The sequence below is a fragment of the Streptomyces sp. SAI-127 genome (genome assembly GCF_029894425.1).
Lineage (GTDB): Bacteria > Actinomycetota > Actinomycetes > Streptomycetales > Streptomycetaceae > Streptomyces.
In genome coordinates, this window is sequence record NZ_JARXYJ010000001.1 from 9,907,137 (window position 1) to 9,926,234 (window position 19,098).

The following is a 19,098-nucleotide window of genomic DNA, read 5'->3' on the forward strand; positions in this document are numbered from 1 at the left end:
CCGAGGCGGGACGGCCGGCGGCCGAGGTCTCATCCGCGTTCGCGGAGGTACGCCTCCAGCTCCGCCGCCCCGGTCAGCATCGCTCGTCCGCGGGCGGACAGCCGGCCGTGCCAGTCGCGCAGCGCGGCCTCCAGCGGCTCCAGGCCTCCGGCCTCCCGCACCTGCGCGATCAACGGTGCGATCTGCTCCAGCCGATAGCCGCCCCGCCTGAGCTGGTGGGTCAGCCGGGCGTCCCGTACGTCGGCCTCGTCGTAGACGCGATAACCGGTCAGCGCGTCGCGGCGCGGGCGCACCAGCCCCGCGCCCTCCCATTTGCGCAGCGTCGCGGGCCGGATCCCGAGCTTGGCCGCCAGCGGTCCGATGAAGGTGCCGCCGGGCCCGGCCACCGCTGCGGGCTCGGACGCCGTGCCGGCCTCCAGGTCGCGCAGGGCCCGCTCCACGGCCTCGAGGGTCCGCCGGTCGTCGAGGAGCTGGACATGGCTCTCGTCGATGAGACGGAACGCCTCCTCGGCGGCGCCCTCGTTCACCGCCCGCATGATCGACGTCGCCGTCCGGTGGCCGTGGCCGGGTACCAGGGCGAGGAAGGCGCGCAGGGCACCCGCGTGCACAGAGGTGTAGGTCCGGTAGCCGTGCGGCGTGCGACCGGCGGCCGGGAGGATGCCGGCCTCCTCGTAGTTCCTGATCGCCTGGGTGGACAGACCGTGCCCGCGCGCCAGATCGACCGGCCTGAGCCGACCCTCGTTTTGAAGCTTTCGTCCCACGTCAGCGACGATATCGCGAAAAAGTTTCAACCGAGGGTTCAACGATAGCGTTGAAGGCATGGCGACTGACATCAAGGACACCGCCCAGGCCGTCGACGCTGCCGCCCTCATGGGACTGCTCCCGGCCCGGCCCCGGCTGCTCGCCCTGGGCGAGCCCACCCATGGCGAGGACACCTTGCTCGCACTGCGAAACGAGCTCTTCCGTCAGCTCGTCGAGCAGGAGGGCTACCGGACGATCGCGATCGAGAGCGACTGCTTGAGGGGCCTGGCGGTGGACGACTACGTCAGCTCGGGCACCGGCACCCTCGACGAGGTGATGGAGCGCGGATTCAGCCACGGCTGGGGCGCCTGTTCGGCCAACCGCGAACTCGTGCGCTGGATGCGCGCCCACAACGACGGCAGGCCCGCGTCCGAGCGGCTCCGCTTCGCCGGCTTCGACGGCCCGCTGGAGGTCACCGGCGCCGCGAGCCCCCGGCAGGCCCTCACCGCACTCCACGGCTACCTGGCGGCCCGGGTGGACGCGGATCTGCTCCCCTGCACCGCGGAAACGCTCGACCACCTGCTGGGCACCGACGGCCGGTGGACCGATCCCGCCGTGATGAGGGACCCGTCCCGGTCCGTCGGGCAGTCGGCCGCAGCGGGCCGACTGCGTCTGCTCGCCGACGATCTGGTGACGCTGCTCGACGTCCAGACACCCCACCTGGTCACGGCGACTTCCCGGGACGACTGGGAGCGGGCGCGCCTGTACGGCCGTACCGCGACCGGCCTGCTGCGCTACCACCACTCGATGGCCGACACCTCACCGACCCGCATGGCGCGCCTGTGCGCACTGCGGGATTCGATGATGGCCGACAACCTCCTCGCCGTCGCCGCGCGGGGCCCGGCACTCGTCCACGCCCACAACTCCCATCTCCAGCGGGAGAAGAGCGCGATGCAGATGTGGGAGGGCCGGGTGGAGTGGTGGAGCGCAGGTGCGCTCGTGAGCGCCCGACTCGGCGCGGAGTACGCCTTCGTGGCCACGGCCCTCGGCACGATCCGGCACCAGGGAGTGGACACACCGACGCCGGACACCGTCGAAGGACTCCTGTACGCCCTCCCGCAGGACCCCTGCCTCATCGACGCCCGGCGACTGGCCACCGCTCTCGGCGACACACCGCCCGCGCCCCGTGAGTCCCCCTGGTTCGGCTACGCCCCGCTCGATCCGGCCCACTTGGCCACCGGTGACGGCCTCGTGTTCGTCAAGGACGCCCTGCGGAGCTAGCCCCCGTCTTCGACCGGCCGGTCGAACTCAAGTCTCACTGAACATCATTCGTTCGAACCTACGAAGTTCCCGCGCAGTGGGTTACTGATCGCGCCCCGCACTGGTAGGAAACATTCCTAACAATCAGGTCTGGACCAACTCTCCACCCCCCACCTCCACTTGGAGTCCCCGTGGAACCTGACACAGTGCCACCGGCCGCCCACACCTCCCGCCGCACCCTGCTCGCTCTGATGGGAGCGGCGACCTGCGCCGCCATGTTCAGCCCTCCGCGCGCCGCGGCGGCGCCCGCGGCCGCAGCGGGCCTCGACGACCCCGCGAAGAAGGAGATCGCCATGAAGCTGGTGTCGAGCGCGGAGAACTCCTCGCTCGACTGGAAGGCGCAGTACAAGTACATCGAGGACATAGGCGACGGCCGCGGCTACACCGCCGGCATCATCGGCTTCTGCTCCGGCACCGGAGACATGCTCGACCTCGTCGAGCTGTACGCCGACCGCAAGCCCGGCAACGTCCTCGCCAGGTATCTGCCGGCACTGCGCCGCGTCGACGGCAGCGACTCGCACGACGGCCTGGACCCGAACTTCCCCGACGACTGGCGCAAGGCCGCCCGGGACACGGCGTTCCAGCAGGCACAGAACGACGAACGCGACCGCGTCTACTTCAACCCCGCCGTCAGGCAGGGCAAGGCGGACGGCTTGCGTGTGCTCGGTCAGTTCGCCTACTACGACGCCATCGTCATGCACGGCGACGGCGGCGACTCGACCAGCTTCAGCAGCATCCGCCGCCGGGCCCTGCGCCAGGCCAGGCCCCCGGCGCAGGGCGGCGACGAAACGACGTACCTGAACGCCTTCCTCGACGCACGGGTGTGGGCGATGAAGCAGGAGGAGGCGCACAGCGACACCAGCCGGGTCGACACCGCCCAACGCGTCTTCCTGCGCCAGGGCAATCTCGACCTGAACCCGCCACTGGACTGGAAGGTCTACGGGGACAGCTTCCACATCGGCTGAGACAGATGAAAGGTGACGGCCCGGTGCGTCACCGCATCGGGCCGTTTCGACGGAGCGTGTTTGCCGTTGAAGCGAGCGGTAACGCGTTGTCCATGAGTGAATCGAACGAGCAGACGAACCAAGATTCCGGGACCAAGCAGGCCGCGGCGGCGAAGGCCCGCCGTACCACGGCGAAGGCCACCGCCCCGGCGACCAAGGTGGCGAACAAGGCGGCCGCGAAGACGGATGACGCTGCGTCAGCGGGCAAGGCGGCGACGGAGCGGACGGCCAGGACGGCGAGTGGTGCCGCGCAGACCGCGGCCAAGAGCGTCGAGTCGGGCCGTCAGACCGTCATCGCCGCCTCGGGGCAGGCCGCGGCCGTCGCCAAGACGGCCTGGACGGTGATAGCCCAGCGAAAGCTCATCGCCGCAGGCGTGGGTGTCGGCGTGACCGCGCTGACCGCGACGTCGTACGCGGCCGGCCGACGCGCCGGTCGTCACGTGCACGGTCCGATCACCCGCTTGACCGGCGGGCGGATCTGACGGGGGAGAGGCAGACGCGGAGACGTGACTTCGCGGCAGGGGCGTACCGGCCGCTGCTCACCGTCCCTGCGACAGCAGGTCGTTGAGCCGCGTCCCCGCCGCCCACTGCCGCAGAGCGGACCCGTCGAGCAGGCGGATCGTCTCCTCCCGCCGCGCCCACCGGATGTCCCGGGCGGAGAAGACACCGCGATGGACGACCAGGCGCAGGGGTGATTCCTGGTCCCCGCGGTGCGGGTGAGGATGCGGCGCGTCCTCGTCGGGGAGGGGTTCCGCCACCGGCCGGAAGGCCACATCGATCCGACGGCCGGCCGTGTCCCGGGCGCACAGACGCGGCCGGTCCGGCGCGGGCATCAACCGCACCCGCCACCCGTCCCGTCGCAGCATCCGCGCCACCGCCAACGCGAGTCCCTGGGTGTCGAGTTCGAGCAGTTCGTCCGCGGTGTAGTAGCCGAGACGTCTCCGAGCGCCAGGGCGTGCGTGCCGTATCGCGGCCGTGACGACCAGGGCCAGGAACGCGACACCGGCGACAGGGACGACGATCCCGGCAGCGCGGTATCCCGCGGCGAGCACGGCTGCCACCGCGCACACGGCTGCCACGACACCGGCGAAGGCGGGCAGTACGTCACGGAACCTGGGCCCGTAGAGCCCCCGGGCCCGCAGCGCGCGCACCACATGACGCTTGCGTGATCGGCGTGACGGGATGGGGCCGGACGTCCACGATAGGCGTGCCACAGCCCAGCCCTCCCCATGCCGCCTGTCTCCACCCGTGACTTGACGGATACCCAGTGCGCGGCCAAGTGCCTTGAAAGCAGGGGGGATTCGGCCACACGTACCCGGCGCACGGAAGCGTCAGGGGGCGCGAAGGCGTCGCGACTCTCCTGCAGACGGCACGGCCGGCCTGCCGACCGGGTTGCGAGGTCTCGCTCACAGGCGAGGCTGGATACATGGGTGTCGGGGCAGACGGGAAGGGCAGTACCCCCGAACGAGAATGCCGCCGACGGGCGAGGGACGGCGGGCCGACCAGCGAGGAGAGGGAGACATGACAGCGGCGGAGGACGCGGGTACCCCCGGGAAACGACCCCCGGCCACACCCGCCGCGGGGCTCACCGGAGCCCTGGAGGCCATCGGGACCGCGGCGTACGTCGTGGACGAGGAGGGCCGCGTCGTCGCCGTCAACGCCCATGCCGAACAGCTGCTGGCCCGGCCCGCCGCGGACTTCCTGGGCCGCGACGCGCACGACCTGCTGCACCGGGACGCCCACGGCCACCCTTTGCCGAGGAGCCGGTGCGACATGCGGCAGGCCTTCCACGCCGGGCGCACCGCCCAGGCCGAGGGGGACCACTTCGAGTGCGGGGACGGCTCCTTGCTGCCCGTGTCGTGGCTGATCACGCCGTACGTCGTGGACGGTCGGGAAGCCGCCACGCTCGTGCTCGTCCACGCCCAGCGCCCGCCGGAGGCCGCCAGACGACCGGAGACGGCGGCCAACCCGCTGCCGGAACTCGAGCGGCTCGCCCTGCTGGCCGAGACCACCACCCGGCTGACGTCCACTCTCGACGCCGAGGAGACGCTGCGCCGGCTGCTGGCCCTGGTGGTGCCCCGGCTGGCGGACTGGGCCGTCGTCGATCTGATCACCGAGCGCGACGAGGTGTGGCGCACCGCCGTCGTCCACGCGGAGAACGACACCCTGGTGCACCACGAGGACCTCCAGGGACCGATGCCGCCGGTCCCGGAGGAATCGCCGATGCCCCTGTCCAGAGCCCTGCGCGGGGTCGCCTCCACTCTGGCCGGACCGGAGACCTACCAGCAGGAACCGGATTCCGGCATCGCGGTGGAACAGCACCGCCTGTTCGAGGCCACCGGTATCCGCTCCGCCGCCATCGCCCCCATCCGCAGCACACGCGCGGTCCTGGGCGCACTGACCCTGGGCCGCGCCAAGGATCCGGCGGACTTCACCAACGCCGATCTCCCCCTCATAGAGGACATCGCCCGCCGCGCCGGCCTGGCCCTGGACAACGCGCGTCTGTACCAGCGTCAGCGCAAGGTCGCCGAGACCATGCAGAACCACCTGCTGCCCCAGATGCCACGGGTGCCCGGACTGCAGATGACGGCCCGCTATCTGCCCGCACCCGATGCCTCACAGGTCGGCGGCGACTGGTACGACGCCTTCTCCCTCTCCGACGGCGCCACCGCACTGGCGGTCGGAGACGTCGTCGGCCACGACCTGGAGGCCGCGGCCGGCATGGCACAACTGCGCAACATGCTCCGCGCCTACGCCTGGGCCCACCAGGAACCCCCGAGCCGGATCGTCGCCCGGCTCGACGAGGCGGTCATGCACATCACCGACGTCACCATGGCCACCACGATCTTCGCCCGGGTCGAGGAGCGGGAGGGCGGCAACTGGGCACTGTCCTGGACCAATGCCGGCCACCCGCCACCCCTCCTGATCAGCCACGACGGCCTGGCCCGCTATCTGACCGACGGCCACGGCATCCTCCTGGGCACCGGAGTCCGTACACCCCGTACCGACGCTGCCGCCCCGCTGCCGCCCGGCTCCACGCTGCTGCTGTACACGGACGGCCTGATCGAGGCGCCCGGCCAAACCCTCGACGAGGGCCTGCAGCGCCTGCGCAGACACGCCGCCGCCCTCGCCCACCGCCCGCTGGCCTCCTTCACCGACCAGGTGCTGCGCCGGGTCCGGCACGTCACCAACGACGACGACGTCGCCCTCCTCGCCGTACGAGCACCGGCCCGAACATGATCCGGGCAGCCGGTCCGACACCCGCCAGGGCGCCCGGGCCGGCACCCCGCGCCACCTCGGCGACGCACGACCGTGATAGACAACGCCCGTGACCCCACGGGCCGTTTGCGCCCGCCACCCGGGTGAACCCCGAAAACAGGACTTGGTGCCAGTGATTCTGAAGACCTTTCGCTGGGCGTTCGCGGTCACCGCGCTCGGCCTGGCCGCAGGAGTGCTGTACGACGGCTGGGCCGCGTTCGGCATCGTGGCGATCCTGGCCGTGCTGGAGATCTCGCTGTCGTTCGACAACGCGGTGGTCAACGCCGGAATCCTGAAGAAGATGAACGCCTTCTGGCAGAAGATCTTCCTCACGATCGGTGTCCTGATCGCCGTGTTCGGCATGCGGCTGGTTTTCCCGGTCGTGATCGTCGCCATCACCGCGAAGCTCAATCCGTACGACGCGGTCCAGCTGGCCGTGACCGACAAGGACCGTTACCAGCAGCTGGTGACCGACGCGCACCCGGCGATCGCCGCGTTCGGTGGCATGTTCTTGCTGATGATCTTCCTGGACTTCATCTTCGAGGACCGGGACATCAAGTGGCTGGCCTGGCTGGAGCGGCCGCTGGCCAAGCTCGGCAAGGTCGACATGCTGTCGGTCTGCATCGCGCTGGTCGTCCTGCTGGTCACCGCGTTCACCTTCGCGACCCACGCCCACCAGCACGGCGGCGCGCACGCCGACAAGGCGCAGACCGTCCTGATCTCCGGTATCGCGGGTCTGATCACCTACATGGTCGTCGGCGGCCTCTCCGGCTACTTCGAGAACAAACTCGAAGAGGAGGAGGAACGCGAGGAAGAAGCCGAACGCTCCGGCGGGAACGGATCGCCGGTCAAGCTGGCAGGCCAGGCGGCGTTCTTCATGTTCCTCTATCTTGAGGTTCTCGACGCCTCGTTCTCCTTCGACGGCGTGATCGGCGCGTTCGCCATCACCAACGACATCGTCCTGATGGCGCTGGGCCTGGGCATCGGCGCGATGTACGTCCGGTCCCTGACCGTGTACCTGGTCCGCCAGGGCACCCTCGACGACTACGTCTACCTGGAGCACGGCGCCCACTACGCGATCGGCGCCCTCGCGGTGATCCTCATGGTCACCATCCAGTACGAGATCAACGAGCTCATCACCGGTCTCGTCGGTGTCGTCCTGATCGGCTGGTCCTTCTGGTCCTCCGTGCGCCGCAACAAGGCGCTCGCGGCGGCCGAGGGGGAGACGGAGACCGACTCGGTCCCGGTGCCGTAGGCCCGGACGGTTCTGCCCCGCCGTCCGCCGCCCTTGCCATGGCTATGGCGAACCGGGGCATCCGAGGCTGTATGAAGGCGATGCCGACACGGCGCCTGACGCGCCTGATGGTGGTGCTGGCGCTGCTGCCTCTCGCCGGGGCGTGCAGCGACGACGACGGAGGGGGTTCCGGTGGCCCGCAGGCGGCGGGAGCGTTCCGCGCGGCTGGCTCCGGGGAACACGTGGTGATCGCCACCGACAACGGCCTGCGGCTGCGCCCGGCCGACGGCCGCGGCGTCGCCGTCGACGACCGCGTCGACGAGCACTGGTCCCACCGCGGGAAGGTGTGGACGCTCGACCTGTCGTGCACCGACCAGGCCACGGGCGGCGAGGGCTGCCCTCGGATGCCGTACGTGGAAATCCCCGACGGGGTGAGCGTCACGGCCACCGCCCGCAACGCCGGCGTCGACGTGGCGGGCGTCGCCGCCGCGCTGGACATCACGACCGTCAACGGCGATGTGACGGTGACCCGTTCGGGACGCGACGACGCCGACGTACGGCTGTCCACCCGCAACGGCTCGGTGCGCGCGACGAGCGTGGCAGCCGAGCGGGTGCACGCCGCAACCACGAACGGCGACGTGGTGGTGGGATGTGCCGCAGTCCCGTCGGGCGTCAGCGCCGCGACCGTCAACGGCTCGGTCGACGTCACCGTGCCCCACGACAGCCCGGCCTACCGGGTCACCGCCTCCACCGACAACGGCCGCGCCACGGTGGCCGTCCCGGCACAGCGCGCCGACCGCGACCACACCCTGACGCTGACCACGGTCAACGGCGACGTCTACGCCCGCCGGGACTGACGCGGGCACGAGAGCACAGGGAAGAGCGTCCAGCCCGCTCGGCCCGTGGGTCGGCGCTCGCCCCGGACGGGCAAACCCCGGCCAGCGGCATCGGCGCAGCGTACGGCTGTGGATCCCCGACGTGCCAGCCGTTACGCCCGACGTCCGCCGAGCGGCACGCCCACCGGGCGGCCCGCGCCGGGAACAGCTGAGGCGGATCCGCAGGCGGACTCGCACTGAGAAAAAGAGCTGAACGGGAGCCTGGTTTGGGCCGAGGCGGCCCGGGCAGACGGGCGGCAGGTGCTTGGGATCACAGGCCCACCGCGGAAGCGGCCGAATGCGGCTCTCCTTGGTGTGTCCGCCGAGGCCTCTCCCGCGACAGTCCGAGTGACGCGGCGGATGCGACCGCCCTCACTCCCCTGCGCAGATGGAGGAGAGCGAATCATGCTCATGGCCCACCCCGCCCTTCTGACCGACCTGCTCGAGCGCTACGAGGCGCTGCATGTTCTGCACGCGGAAGAGGGCAGCGCCGGGGCGCGGCAGCGCCTCGAGGACGTGTCCTACACCTTGTGCATCGCGACGGGCACCCGTGACATCGACTCCGCCCTGGCAGCCGCCCGCCGTCAGCTGTCCGGCGTCCGCCCCGACGACGACGCACTGATGGCGGACGCGTGACGTGAGTGGCACGAGCCGATCGGGTACTCGGGGGATCCGCCGAACACCGGCCGGCGGCTGCCCGCTGTGCCGAGGGCTGTCACCTGCCGAGAACCTAAGGAGCCCCAGATCATGACGGATGTGTCCGGTACCGGTCCCGCTCCGGCGGACGACCGCAAGGTGCTCACCAACCGCCAGGGCCACCCGGTCCACGACAACCAGAACCAGCGCACCGTCGGCGCCCGCGGGCCCGCCACGCTGGAGAACTACCAGTTCCTGGAGAAGATCAGCCATTTCGACCGGGAACGCATCCCCGAGCGCGTCGTACACGCTCGCGGTGTGACCGCCTTCGGCTACTTCGAGTCCTACGGCGCCTGGGGCGAGGAGCCGATCAGCCGGTACACCCGGGCCAAACTGTTCCAGGACCGCGGCAGGCGCACCGACCTGGCCGTTCGCTTCTCCACCGTCATCGGCGGGCGCGACTCCTCCGAGGCCGCCCGTGACCCCCGTGGTTTCGCCGTGAAGTTCTACACCGAGGACGGCAACTGGGACCTGGTGGGCAACAACCTGGGCGTCTTCTTCATCCGGGACGCGATCAAGTTCCCGGACGTCATCCACGCCCTCAAACCCGACCCGGTCACCTTCGAGCAGCAGCCGCGCCGCATCTTCGACTTCATGTCGCAGACACCGGAGTCGATGCACATGCTGGTCAACCTGTTCAGCCCGCGTGGGATCCCCGCGGACTACCGCCACATGCAGGGCTTCGGCGTCAACACCTACAAGTGGGTCAGCGCCGACGGCGAGACCAAGCTGGTCAAGTACCACTGGATGCCCAAGCCGGGCGTCCGCTCGATGACCGAGGAGGACGCCGCCAACGTGCAGGCCGACTCGCTCGGCCACGCCACCAAGGATCTGTACGAGGCGGTCGCCCGCGGGGAGTACCCCGAGTGGGAGCTGCTGGTCCAGATGATGGACGACCACGACCATCCCGAGCTGGACTTCGACCCGCTCGACGACACCAAGACCTGGCCCGAGCAGGACTTCCCGCCGAAGCCGGTGGGCCGGATGGTGCTCGACCGGATGCCGGACAACTTCTTCGCCGAGAACGAGCAGATCTCCTTCGGCACCGGCGTCCTCGTCGACGGACTGGACTTCTCCGACGACAAGATGCTCGTGGGCCGGACCTTCTCCTACAGCGACACCCAGCGCCACCGGGTCGGCCCGAACTACCTCCAGCTCCCGGTCAACCAGGCCAAGAACGCCGACGTGCGCACCAACCAGCGCGACGGCCAGATGACCTACCACGTGGACGGCGCGGGCGAGAACCCGCACGTCAACTACGAGCCGTCCATCACCGGGGGCATGCGTGAGGCGCAGTACCCGACGCACGACGAACAGGGCCCGGAGATCCACGGCCGGCTCACGCGCAAGCGCATCCCCCGTACCAACGACTACCTGCAGGCGGGCCAGCGGTACCTGCTCCTGGAGGAGTGGGAGCGCGACGATCTGGTGAAGAACTTCACCGACCTGATCTCCCAGTGCGACCGTCCCGTGCAGGAGCGCATGGTGTGGCACTTCCTGCTGGTCGAGAACGACCTGGGCCTGCGGGTCGGCGAGGGGCTCGGCATCAGTCCGGAGGACGTCGCCGGGCTCGAGCCGCTGGTGGGCCAGGATCTCACCGACGAGGACCGCAAGCGGTTGTCGAACCTCGGCAAGAACCCTCCGCGCGACGTCGAGGGACTGACCATGACCCACTGTGTCCCCGACGAGCGGCATGTCGTGACCCGCTGAACCGCAGTGGACCGGGGCGGCCCCCGGCAGCGAGAGCAACAACATGAGATCGTTGGGTCACCGATCCGTGAGAGGCGACCCGGACGATGAACGAGGTGGAGCCGGACGGCTCCGGTACCGCGGCGCGGACGCTGGCCCGGCTGGCTCTGCTCTGCCTGGCAGGCGTGGTCGCGGCGGTCGTGGCCGCGGGCCAGTGGCTGCTCCCGCTGCTGGGGCTGGTGGGCCTGGCCCTGGCCGGCGCGGGCATCTGGTGGGCTCTGGCACATCGGGGCGTCGCGCGTCTGTGCGGCGCCCTGCTGGCAGTCGCCGCGCCCGTCGCCGTCCTGGTCATGTACGCGGTGTCCGGCCTGTGGCCGTTCGCGGCGGCGGCGCTGGGCCTGTGGGCGACGGCACTGGCCTGCGCGAGAAGCGCACTGCGTCGGCTGCGGACACCCCGTGGCATGCACTCGCATCCCGTCCGGCCGCCCCGCAGACCGGTGCTGATCATGAATCCGCTGTCGGGCGGCGGAAAGGTCGCCGAGCACGGACTGGTGGAGCGGGCCGAGGCGTTGGGTGCCCGGGTGATCCTGCTCGACGTGGACAACAGCCCCGACCCTGCGGCGCTCGCTCGCCAGGCCGTCGCGGAGGGCGCGGATCTGCTCGGCGTGGCCGGCGGTGACGGCACCCAGGCCCTGGTGGCTGCGGTGGCCGCCGAACACGACGTGCCGTTCGTGGTCCTGGCCGCCGGGACCCGCAACCACTTCGCGATGGACCTGGGCCTGGACCGCGACGACCCGGCCACCGGTCTGAAGGCTCTCTCGCACGGCGTGGAGATCCGTGTCGATCTGGGCGACGTGGCGGGCCTGCCCTTCGTCAACACGGTGTCGTTCGGGATGTACGCGGAGATCGTGCAGAGCCCCGAATACCGCGAGGCCAAGGCGTCCACCACCCTCGACCTGCTGCCGGACCTGCTGGTCGGCGAGGCCGGAGCCCAGCTGACCGCCACGGCGGACGACCAGCGGATCGAAGCCCCGCACGCGCTGCTGGTGAGCAACAATCCCTACGTGCAGGCCGGCCCCATGGGCGGCGGACGAAGATCCCACCTCGACGGAGGCCGACTCGGTGTGATCAGTCTGCGGATCGAAGGCGCGGCACAGGCCGCCGAACTCGCGCTGCGCGGCGAACGCGCCAGCGGGATCACCTCCTCGACCGCGCGCCGGGTGGTCGTCGAGGCCGACGCGGAGACCGTCCCGGTGGCCGTGGACGGAGAGGCGCTGCTGCTGCCCCAGCCGGTCGTGTGCACCGTACGACCCAGGGCCCTGCGCGTGCGGGTACCGAGAAACCGTCCCGGCGCGCCGTACACTGCCCCGTCCGTCGACTGGCGCCGTGTCGTCCGACTGGCCCTCGAACGGACTCCCTTCCCGGCCGTCAAGAACCAGGAGCAGAGCGATGCTTGACCGACCGCAGCGCCAACAGCGCACCTCCCGCGAGCTGTTGCGGGATCTCGCGGCCCTCGACCAGGCGCTGTACGAGGCCGTGACGGTCACCAGAACACCGGCCCTGGACTACGCCCTGCGCCGGCTGTCGGCCGCGGCGGACCACTCCAAGATCTCGTTCACGATCGCCGGACTGCTCGCCCTGTGCCCCGGGCGGCCCCGGCGTGCCGCCGCCCTCGGCGTCGCGGCCATCGGTGTCGCCTCGGCGAGCGCGAACATGCTCGGCAAGCGCCTGGTACGCCGACCGCGTCCGCACCGGGCCGAGGACTCGCCGTTTCCGGGGCGGCACGTGCCGATGCCGGCATCCGCGTCCTTTCCCTCGGGGCACACGGCGTCCGCGGTCGCCTTCGCGGCGGCGGTGGGGCCCGCGCTTCCCGTCGTCACGGTGCCGCTGGGCCTGTTGGCGTGCGCGGTGGGCTACTCACGGATCCACACCGGGGTGCACTATCCGGGCGACGTGGTCGCCGGTGCCGTACTGGGCACCGGAGCGGCGGCCGCGGTCCTCGCGGCCGCCGGATGGCAGGGACGGGGCGGGGGCGGTTTCCGTCCCTCACGGCCGGCCCGCTGAACGATCCTCGGCGCGGTGTTCGTCAGTCCGCTTGCCGGGAGTTGTCCTCGGTGTGCGCGGCAGGTTCGCTCGCGTCGGGTGAGGTGTAGAAGACCGAGGCCCCCTGCTTGGTGCGCTGGGCCTGGTTCCTGGCCACGAGTCCCTCGAGTGTGGTGCGCACGACGGTGGCCTTGATCGCGCGCTCGGGGTACTGCCGGCCCAGCGCGGTGGAGATCTCGGCCGCTGAGCGGGGCTCCCTCTGGTCGGCCAGATGCCCTCGGACAAGGTCGACGAGGGAGGGCCCCGACCGGGTGGTCGAAGCCTTGGCGGCTGTCTTCGTCTTCTTTCCGGTCTGCTTTCCGGCCGGTGCGGTGGATTTCCGGGTGCCTGCCCGCTTGTCCGGGGCGGCGGCCTTCTTACGGGGAGCGGGGACCGTTGCGCCGGGTGGGGTGGCGGTCAAGCCCAATGGCGTTGGGATGCCCAGGACCTGCTGGATGTTCAGCAGGACTGCGTGGTCGTGCTGCAGAGCTGCCAACTGACCCTGGAGCGCTTCGATTTCCCCGCTGAGGCGCTCTTGTTCCTTGAGGTTGCGCTCGAGGTCACCGGCCACCTGGGTGCCGTACTGGGAGGTCAACTCGGTGATGCCGGGGGCGGTTTCGGACATGGGTCGCACCTCTTCCTGGGGCCGTGGCCCGCAGTGCGCGCGCCTGCGGCCTCCGCGAAAATCCAATGGGCGTGCTGTCTCGCCTGCATCCGCTGCTGCGGTGTCGGTTTCTGCCGCACGCCGCTGTCTTAGTGATAGTACGCAGGACACGTGTCTTGTTATGTGCTTGTGCCGGACCCGCAGGCCGTCTTGTGCGGCCCACGACAGCAGAGGGCCGCGTATAGCGGGCTGTTGGTGGGGCATCCGGTGGTGCACAGCACCTTTCCCACCACAAAGTGATGAAGGGATGTCAGGCGTGATGAAACCGTCCTTACGTACTTCTCGCTTAGCCGCTCTGGGCGCCGGCGGCGTCGTGTCGGTCGCCTTGCTGACGGGATGCGGCGACGACGGGGCAGGCGGGGCCGGCAGCGCGGATCGGTCCGCCTCACCGGGACAGCCGCAGTCCTCGCCGGCTCAGGTAGTCCAGGCGACCAACAAGAAGACCACGCAGGCGAAGACGGCCCGCATCAAGCTGGCGACCACCGTCGCCGCGGGCGCCAACAGCGAGACGATCACCGGGTCCGGCGTGCTGGACCTGCAAGACGGGACGAGCCGTATGCGGTTGGGCCAGGGCGGCCAGCAGCTCGAACAGCGGATCGTGGACCAGGTCCTCTACCAGAAGCCTCCTGCGGCAAGCGGCCAACTGCCCGAGGGCAAGAGCTGGATGAAGGTGGACCTGCAGCGACTGAATCGCTCGCAGGGCGACGGTGGCCCCGCGATGAGCGACCCGGCGAACTCCTTCGCCTACACCAAGTCCCTGTCCGAGAAGGACGTGCGGAAGGTGGGGGAGGAGACCGTGAACGGCGTGTCCACCACGCACTACCGGGTCGACCTCGACCTGTCGAAGCTGGCCGAGGGCGACTCGGCCCAAGAACGCCAGCTGCGCGCGCAGTTGGGCGACGACGTGCCCGTCGATCTCTGGATCGACGAGGACGGACTCACCCGCCGTCAGCAGATCCGGATGACCGTCAAGGACACGGCGCAGACCGCCGGGGCCGGCACATCCGCCCGGCAGGCCCAGGCGAAGGTCGTCATGGACTTCAGCGGCTTCGGCACCGAAGTCGACGTTGCCGCGCCTCCGTCCGCCGACACCGTCGACGTGACCGACAAGGTGTCCCGGCAGAGCGGAACGAGCTCGCAGACGAACTGACCCCGATCGGGGTACACGGAGCGGCATGACACACACCGACGACACCACGGCGGCCAGGGCCGCAAGGCAACTGCGTCGCATCCGGGCCTTCTACGCGGCCGGCGTCGTCCTGTGGACGGCATCGTCGGCCTGGACGATGGGGGATTCCCCCGGCAGCCGGCCCATGTGGACCTCCTTGCTGCTCCTGGCCGTGTTCACGGGCCTGCTGGCCATGGCCTGCCGCTGGCTGCGGCTCCTCGGGCCGACCGCTTCGGCCCGGCCTTCCCGCCACGTCCCACTTTCCGGGAGGGCCGGGCGCCACGCGGTGTCCAAACCCTGATCACCTGACTGCCCATAGCGTGCGACGACGTCGTCTGGGCCTGTCCGCGGCCGTCCCCGCGGCGCGCCCGGCCGACGGTGCTGCGGGGAGCACGGACGAGAAGAGCGAGACGGGAGCAGCGGGGAACCGGATCGGTACCAGAACGAATCAGGGCGGGATCCGCCCATGGCCACACCTACTGACAACCGCATCAGACGACGGGCACGGGCGTTCCTCCGGCGCACGGGCCGCTACGCGGGCACGCACGACCGGCCCCTGCGCGGCTATCTCGCGACCATGGCGGCGTTCGGCGTGTACACGTCGGGCTGGGCGGCAGCGGTACGGCTCCGCGGACGCCCACTGCCCGACCGGCCGGAACCCTGGGACGTGCTCCTGACCTCGGTGGCCACGTTCCGGCTCAGCCGGCTGCTCAGCAAGGCGCCGGTGACGAGCCCGCTGCGCGCCCCCTTCACGACGTACGTCGGTCCGCAGGGCCCCGCCGAACTGCACGAAGAGGCGCAGCCCGAGACCGGCAAGGAAACCGTGGCCGAGCTGGTGACCTGCCTCCTGTGGCCTCGCGCGACGCGCACCGCGATGGGCACGCCGGCCGCGCCGGCCGGAGCGGACGCGCTGCAGCCGGCGTACGGCGCGCTGGTCGACAGGACCACCGACAGCTGACCCAGAGCACTGCTCATCTGTGGATGATCTGCTTCAAACGCGCATTTCTACGCGTATCAGTCGATGTCCTGGGCACTTGGGGGTCACCCTGAGACAGGCGGGACTTTCGGCGATCTCAAGGAGCGACTGTGGACATGCGCATCGGAGTCGAGGAGGAATTCCACATCCTGGCAGTGGAAAGCGGACTGCTCGTGCCGCGTGCCGACGCGGTCCTGCGCCGGCTTCCCCGGCGCACCTTCACCAAGGAACTGCACCAGTCCACCGTGGAGTCGAACAGCGGGGTGCACGCGACCCTGGCCGGCCTGTACGCCGACCTCACCAGAACCAGGCGGCGGCTCGACGCGGCCGCCTCCTCGCTGGGGCTCGCGGTCGTGGCCGCGGGCACGGCACCGCTTGCCCCGGCCGTCTCCGGACACCCCACCGCCGGCGCGCGCTATCGCCACATGGTCGAGGAGTACCGTCAGGTGGCCGACGAACAGCTCATCTGCGGCGCCCAGGTCCACGTGGACATACCCGACCACGACACGGCCGTAGGGGTGATGTGCGCGGTCTCTCCCTGGCTGCCCGTGCTGTTGGCGCTGTCCGCCAGTTCGCCGTTCTGGCAGGGGATCGACACCGGCTATGCCAGCTGGCGCACGCTGCTCTGGCAGCGCTGGCCCACCGCGGGTCCCGTCGGCTGCTTCCCGAGCGCGGCCGACTACGACGCCGCGGTACGCGACCTCGTCCGGTCCGGGGTCATCAGCGACCCGGGGATGATCTACTACGACGTCCGTCCCTCCGCGCACCTGCGGACGCTGGAACTCCGTATCTGCGACGCCTGCCCGCGGGCGGAGACCGTCGTGCTCGTGGCCGGCCTGTTCCGTGCCCTGGTGACCGAGGCCATCGAGCTGCACGCGTCCGGCGCGGCGGTGTGCGACGGCCGCCACGAATGGCTGCGCGGCGCGTCCTGGCGGGCTGCCCGGTCCGGCCTGGAGGGTGCGCTGGTCGATCCGAGGACCCACCGGGAGGCGCCTGCCGCCGACGTCGTACGCGGGCTGCTGGCCAGGTTGCGTCCCGCGCTGGAGGCCCAAGGCGACTGGCAGACCGTGCGGGATCTGACCGAGGCGGCCCTGGCCGACGGCAGCGCCGCCGAGCGCATGCGCCGCAAGGCACGGGAAGAGGACCTCCTGGCCTGTACCGACCTGCTGATCGCGGACACCCGCGGTCAGCGGCGACACCGCGGATCGGCCCTCCTCACCCGCAGGAGAGTCGCGCGCTCAGCCGCGGGTCCGGCAGGTTCCGGGGCACCGGAGGTCCTGGGCAGCTGACCCGGTTGCGCGCGATGCGTCCCACTGCCCCGCCCGTCCGCCCTTCACCCGACAAAAGCCGAGGAGAGGTTTCGTTCATGTCCAGCAATACCGCCCGGGTCGCGACCGGCAGGCGCGACCCGGGCTTTCCGTCCAGGCTCACGTCCGCCGGCTCCTGGGAAGGGGGCGGAGCGTCATGTGCGGTCTGAGCGGCGAGATCCGCTTCGACGGCAGGCGACCCGACCTCGCGGCCGTCGAGCGCATGTCCGACCGGCTCGCGGCCCGCGGGCCCGACGGCCGAGGCGTCTGGACACAGGGGGCGGTGGCACTGGGGCACCGACGACTGAAGATCATCGACCTGTCCGACCTCGGCGCCCAGCCGATGACCGACGCCGACGGCGAGATCACCGGCGTCTTCAACGGCTGCGTCTACAACTACCGGGAGCTGCGCGAAGAGCTCGGGCGCCTCGGGCACCGCTTCGAGTCGACGTCCGACACGGAGGTCGTGCTCCACGCCTACCGGCAGTGGGGAACCGCCTGCGTGGAGCGCTTCTACGGCATGTTCGCCTTCGCGCTCGTCGAGCACCGCACCGGCCGTGTCGTGCTCGGCCGTGACCGGCTGGGGATCAAACCGCTGTATCTGGCGCCGACGCCGGACCGGTTGCGGTTCGCCTCCTCCCTGCCCGCTCTCCTGGCTGCCGGAGACGTGGACACCTCCGTCGATCCGGTGGCCGTCCACCAGTACCTGAGCTGGCACGCCACGGTCGCCGCGCCGCGCACCGTCCTCAACGGCGTGCGCAAACTGCCGCCGGCCACGGTACGGGTGGTGGAACCGGACGGCAGCCACCGCGACCACCGCTACTGGCAGCCGTCCTACACGCGTCGCGCCGAGTACGCGGACATGGGGCCCGACGAGTGGCGTGACGCCGTGCTGGAGGCCCTGCGCACGGCCGTACGCCGCCGGATGGTCTCCGACGTGCCGGTCGGCGTGCTGCTCTCCGGCGGCCTGGACTCCAGCCTCATCGTCGCACTGCTCGCCGACGAGGGTCAGCGAGGCCTGAAGACGTTCAGCGTGGGATTCGAGGCCGAAGGCGGGGAGAAGGGCGACGAGTTCCGCTACTCGGACCTGGTCGCCCGGGAGTTCGGCACGGACCACCGTCGGCTGATGGTGCCCTCGGAGCGGGTCTCGACCGGTCTGTACGACGCCGTCGCCGCGATGAGCGAGCCGATGATCAGCCACGACGTGGTCGCCTTCCACCTGCTGTCCGAGCAGGTCTCCAAGGAGGTGAAGGTCGTACAGAGCGGGCAGGGCGCCGACGAGGTGTTCGCCGGATACCACTGGTACCCGGAGCTGGCCGCGGTCGCGCGCGAGGAGGAGCCGCAGAGGTACGCCGAGACGTACTTCGACCGTCCCCACGCCGACCTGGCGCGGATCCTCCAGCCGCACATGCTGCCCCCGGACGACGTGTCGGGCCGCTTCGTCAGGGAACACATGGCCCTTCCCGGCGCGCAGACCGCCCTGGACGCGGCGCTGCGACTGGACACACACGTCATGCTCGTCGACGACCCGGTGAAGCGGGTCGACAACATGACCATGGCCTGGGGACTGGAGGCCCGCGTGCCCTTCCTCGACCACGAGCTGGTGGAGCTGGCCGCGGCCTGCCCGCCGGAGCTCAAACTCGCCGACGGAGGCAAGGGCGTACTGAAGGAAGCCGGACGCAAGCTCCTGCCGCGGGAGATCGTCGACCGGCCCAAGGGCTACTTCCCCGTCCCGGCCATCCGGCACATGGCGGGCCCCGTCCTGGACCGGGTGCGCGAGACCCTCTCGGCACCCGAGGCGAAGAAGCGGGGGATCTTCCAGGAGTCGTACGTGACCGAGCTCCTGGCGGCGCCCGACGAGCACCGGACCAAACGAGGCGCCAACGCCCTGTGGCAGGTCGCACTGCTGGAGACATGGCTGCAGACGCACGGAATCACGTGACCGGGCGACACGGCACCCGGTCCCCGCACGAGGCGGCGCCTGCATCGCCGCCGGGGCTGCCTGCCCGTGGTGCGGAGCCCACGTCGGTGCAGGAGCCGGTCCGCGCCGCAGGCGGCCCCGCACTGGCGCACGGACCGGCCAG

At 70.8% G+C, this 19,098-nt stretch carries 18 protein-coding genes; 15 read left to right on the forward strand and 3 right to left on the reverse strand.

Annotated elements, in window-relative coordinates; genetic code table 11:
• Window positions 1-29: 29 nt before the first annotated feature.
• Window positions 30-761 (reverse strand): TioE family transcriptional regulator, encoded by a 732-nt coding sequence (locus M2157_RS45370; protein WP_280868112.1) that lies wholly within the window; start codon window positions 759-761, stop codon window positions 30-32.
• A gap of 58 nt (window positions 762-819) precedes the next feature.
• On the opposite strand from M2157_RS45370, the gene M2157_RS45375 reads away from it, so the two are divergent.
• The 3 genes from M2157_RS45375 (at window position 820) to M2157_RS45385 (ending at window position 3,547) form a co-directional block, all read left to right on the forward strand.
• Window positions 820-2,022, forward strand: a complete 1,203-nt coding sequence (locus tag M2157_RS45375; protein ID WP_280868113.1) for an erythromycin esterase family protein — start codon at window positions 820-822, stop codon at window positions 2,020-2,022.
• Between the two features lie 230 nt (window positions 2,023-2,252).
• The gene (locus tag M2157_RS45380) at window positions 2,253-3,026 is read left to right on the forward strand and encodes a chitosanase (RefSeq protein ID WP_280868367.1); all 774 of its coding nucleotides are present in this window, start codon (window positions 2,253-2,255) and stop codon (window positions 3,024-3,026) included.
• Between the two features lie 92 nt (window positions 3,027-3,118).
• Window positions 3,119-3,547 (forward strand): hypothetical protein, encoded by a 429-nt coding sequence (locus M2157_RS45385; RefSeq protein WP_280855292.1) that lies wholly within the window; start codon window positions 3,119-3,121, stop codon window positions 3,545-3,547.
• 57 nt (window positions 3,548-3,604) lie between these two features.
• Here M2157_RS45385 and M2157_RS45390 read toward each other — a convergent pair whose 3' ends face one another.
• On the reverse strand, window positions 3,605-4,216 hold the full coding sequence (locus M2157_RS45390) for a hypothetical protein (protein WP_280855291.1): 612 nt from the start codon (window positions 4,214-4,216) through the stop codon (window positions 3,605-3,607).
• A 370-nt stretch (window positions 4,217-4,586) separates the two neighbouring features.
• Here M2157_RS45390 and M2157_RS45395 point away from each other — a divergent pair, with 370 nt between their 5' ends.
• The 7 genes from M2157_RS45395 (at window position 4,587) to M2157_RS45425 (ending at window position 12,881) form a co-directional block, all read left to right on the forward strand.
• Window positions 4,587-6,305, forward strand: coding sequence for a SpoIIE family protein phosphatase (locus M2157_RS45395; protein WP_280855290.1), 1,719 nt, complete (start codon window positions 4,587-4,589; stop codon window positions 6,303-6,305).
• A 151-nt stretch (window positions 6,306-6,456) separates the two neighbouring features.
• Window positions 6,457-7,578: a DUF475 domain-containing protein gene (locus tag M2157_RS45400; protein ID WP_280868114.1), complete on the forward strand. Its 1,122-nt coding sequence runs from the start codon at window positions 6,457-6,459 to the stop codon at window positions 7,576-7,578.
• Window positions 7,579-7,658: 80 nt separating this feature from the next.
• A complete protein-coding gene (locus tag M2157_RS45405; RefSeq protein ID WP_348541824.1) occupies window positions 7,659-8,414 on the forward strand; it encodes a DUF4097 family beta strand repeat-containing protein in 756 nt (251 codons plus the stop codon).
• 423 nt (window positions 8,415-8,837) lie between these two features.
• Complete coding sequence (locus tag M2157_RS45410) at window positions 8,838-9,068, forward strand: DUF5133 domain-containing protein (RefSeq protein ID WP_280855287.1); 231 nt, start codon at window positions 8,838-8,840, stop codon at window positions 9,066-9,068.
• 111 nt (window positions 9,069-9,179) lie between these two features.
• Window positions 9,180-10,838: a catalase gene (locus tag M2157_RS45415; protein WP_280868115.1), complete on the forward strand. Its 1,659-nt coding sequence runs from the start codon at window positions 9,180-9,182 to the stop codon at window positions 10,836-10,838.
• An 86-nt stretch (window positions 10,839-10,924) separates the two neighbouring features.
• Entirely contained in the window at window positions 10,925-12,274 is a 1,350-nt protein-coding gene (locus M2157_RS45420) for a diacylglycerol kinase family protein (RefSeq protein ID WP_280868116.1), read from the forward strand.
• Window positions 12,267-12,881, forward strand: coding sequence for a phosphatase PAP2 family protein (locus M2157_RS45425; RefSeq protein ID WP_280855284.1), 615 nt, complete (start codon window positions 12,267-12,269; stop codon window positions 12,879-12,881). The genes M2157_RS45420 and M2157_RS45425 overlap by 8 nt, the downstream gene beginning before the upstream one ends.
• Window positions 12,882-12,903: 22 nt before the next feature.
• Here M2157_RS45425 and M2157_RS45430 read toward each other — a convergent pair whose 3' ends face one another.
• The gene (locus M2157_RS45430; RefSeq protein ID WP_280868117.1) at window positions 12,904-13,524 is read right to left on the reverse strand and encodes a hypothetical protein; all 621 of its coding nucleotides are present in this window, start codon (window positions 13,522-13,524) and stop codon (window positions 12,904-12,906) included.
• 352 nt (window positions 13,525-13,876) lie between these two features.
• Between M2157_RS45430 and M2157_RS45435 the strand changes: the two genes are divergently transcribed.
• The 5 genes from M2157_RS45435 to M2157_RS45455 all read left to right on the forward strand — a co-directional run bounded on the left by M2157_RS45435 (window position 13,877) and on the right by M2157_RS45455 (window position 18,956).
• On the forward strand, window positions 13,877-14,713 hold the full coding sequence (locus M2157_RS45435) for an LppX_LprAFG lipoprotein (RefSeq protein WP_280868118.1): 837 nt from the start codon (window positions 13,877-13,879) through the stop codon (window positions 14,711-14,713).
• A gap of 25 nt (window positions 14,714-14,738) precedes the next feature.
• The gene (locus M2157_RS45440) at window positions 14,739-15,032 is read left to right on the forward strand and encodes a hypothetical protein (RefSeq protein ID WP_280868119.1); all 294 of its coding nucleotides are present in this window, start codon (window positions 14,739-14,741) and stop codon (window positions 15,030-15,032) included.
• A gap of 165 nt (window positions 15,033-15,197) precedes the next feature.
• The gene (locus M2157_RS45445; RefSeq protein WP_280868120.1) at window positions 15,198-15,689 is read left to right on the forward strand and encodes a DUF1360 domain-containing protein; all 492 of its coding nucleotides are present in this window, start codon (window positions 15,198-15,200) and stop codon (window positions 15,687-15,689) included.
• Between the two features lie 134 nt (window positions 15,690-15,823).
• The gene (locus M2157_RS45450) at window positions 15,824-16,996 is read left to right on the forward strand and encodes a glutamate--cysteine ligase (RefSeq protein ID WP_280868121.1); all 1,173 of its coding nucleotides are present in this window, start codon (window positions 15,824-15,826) and stop codon (window positions 16,994-16,996) included.
• A 175-nt stretch (window positions 16,997-17,171) separates the two neighbouring features.
• Window positions 17,172-18,956, forward strand: coding sequence for an N-acetylglutaminylglutamine amidotransferase (locus tag M2157_RS45455; protein ID WP_280868122.1), 1,785 nt, complete (start codon window positions 17,172-17,174; stop codon window positions 18,954-18,956).
• Window positions 18,957-19,098: the final 142 nt, after the last annotated feature.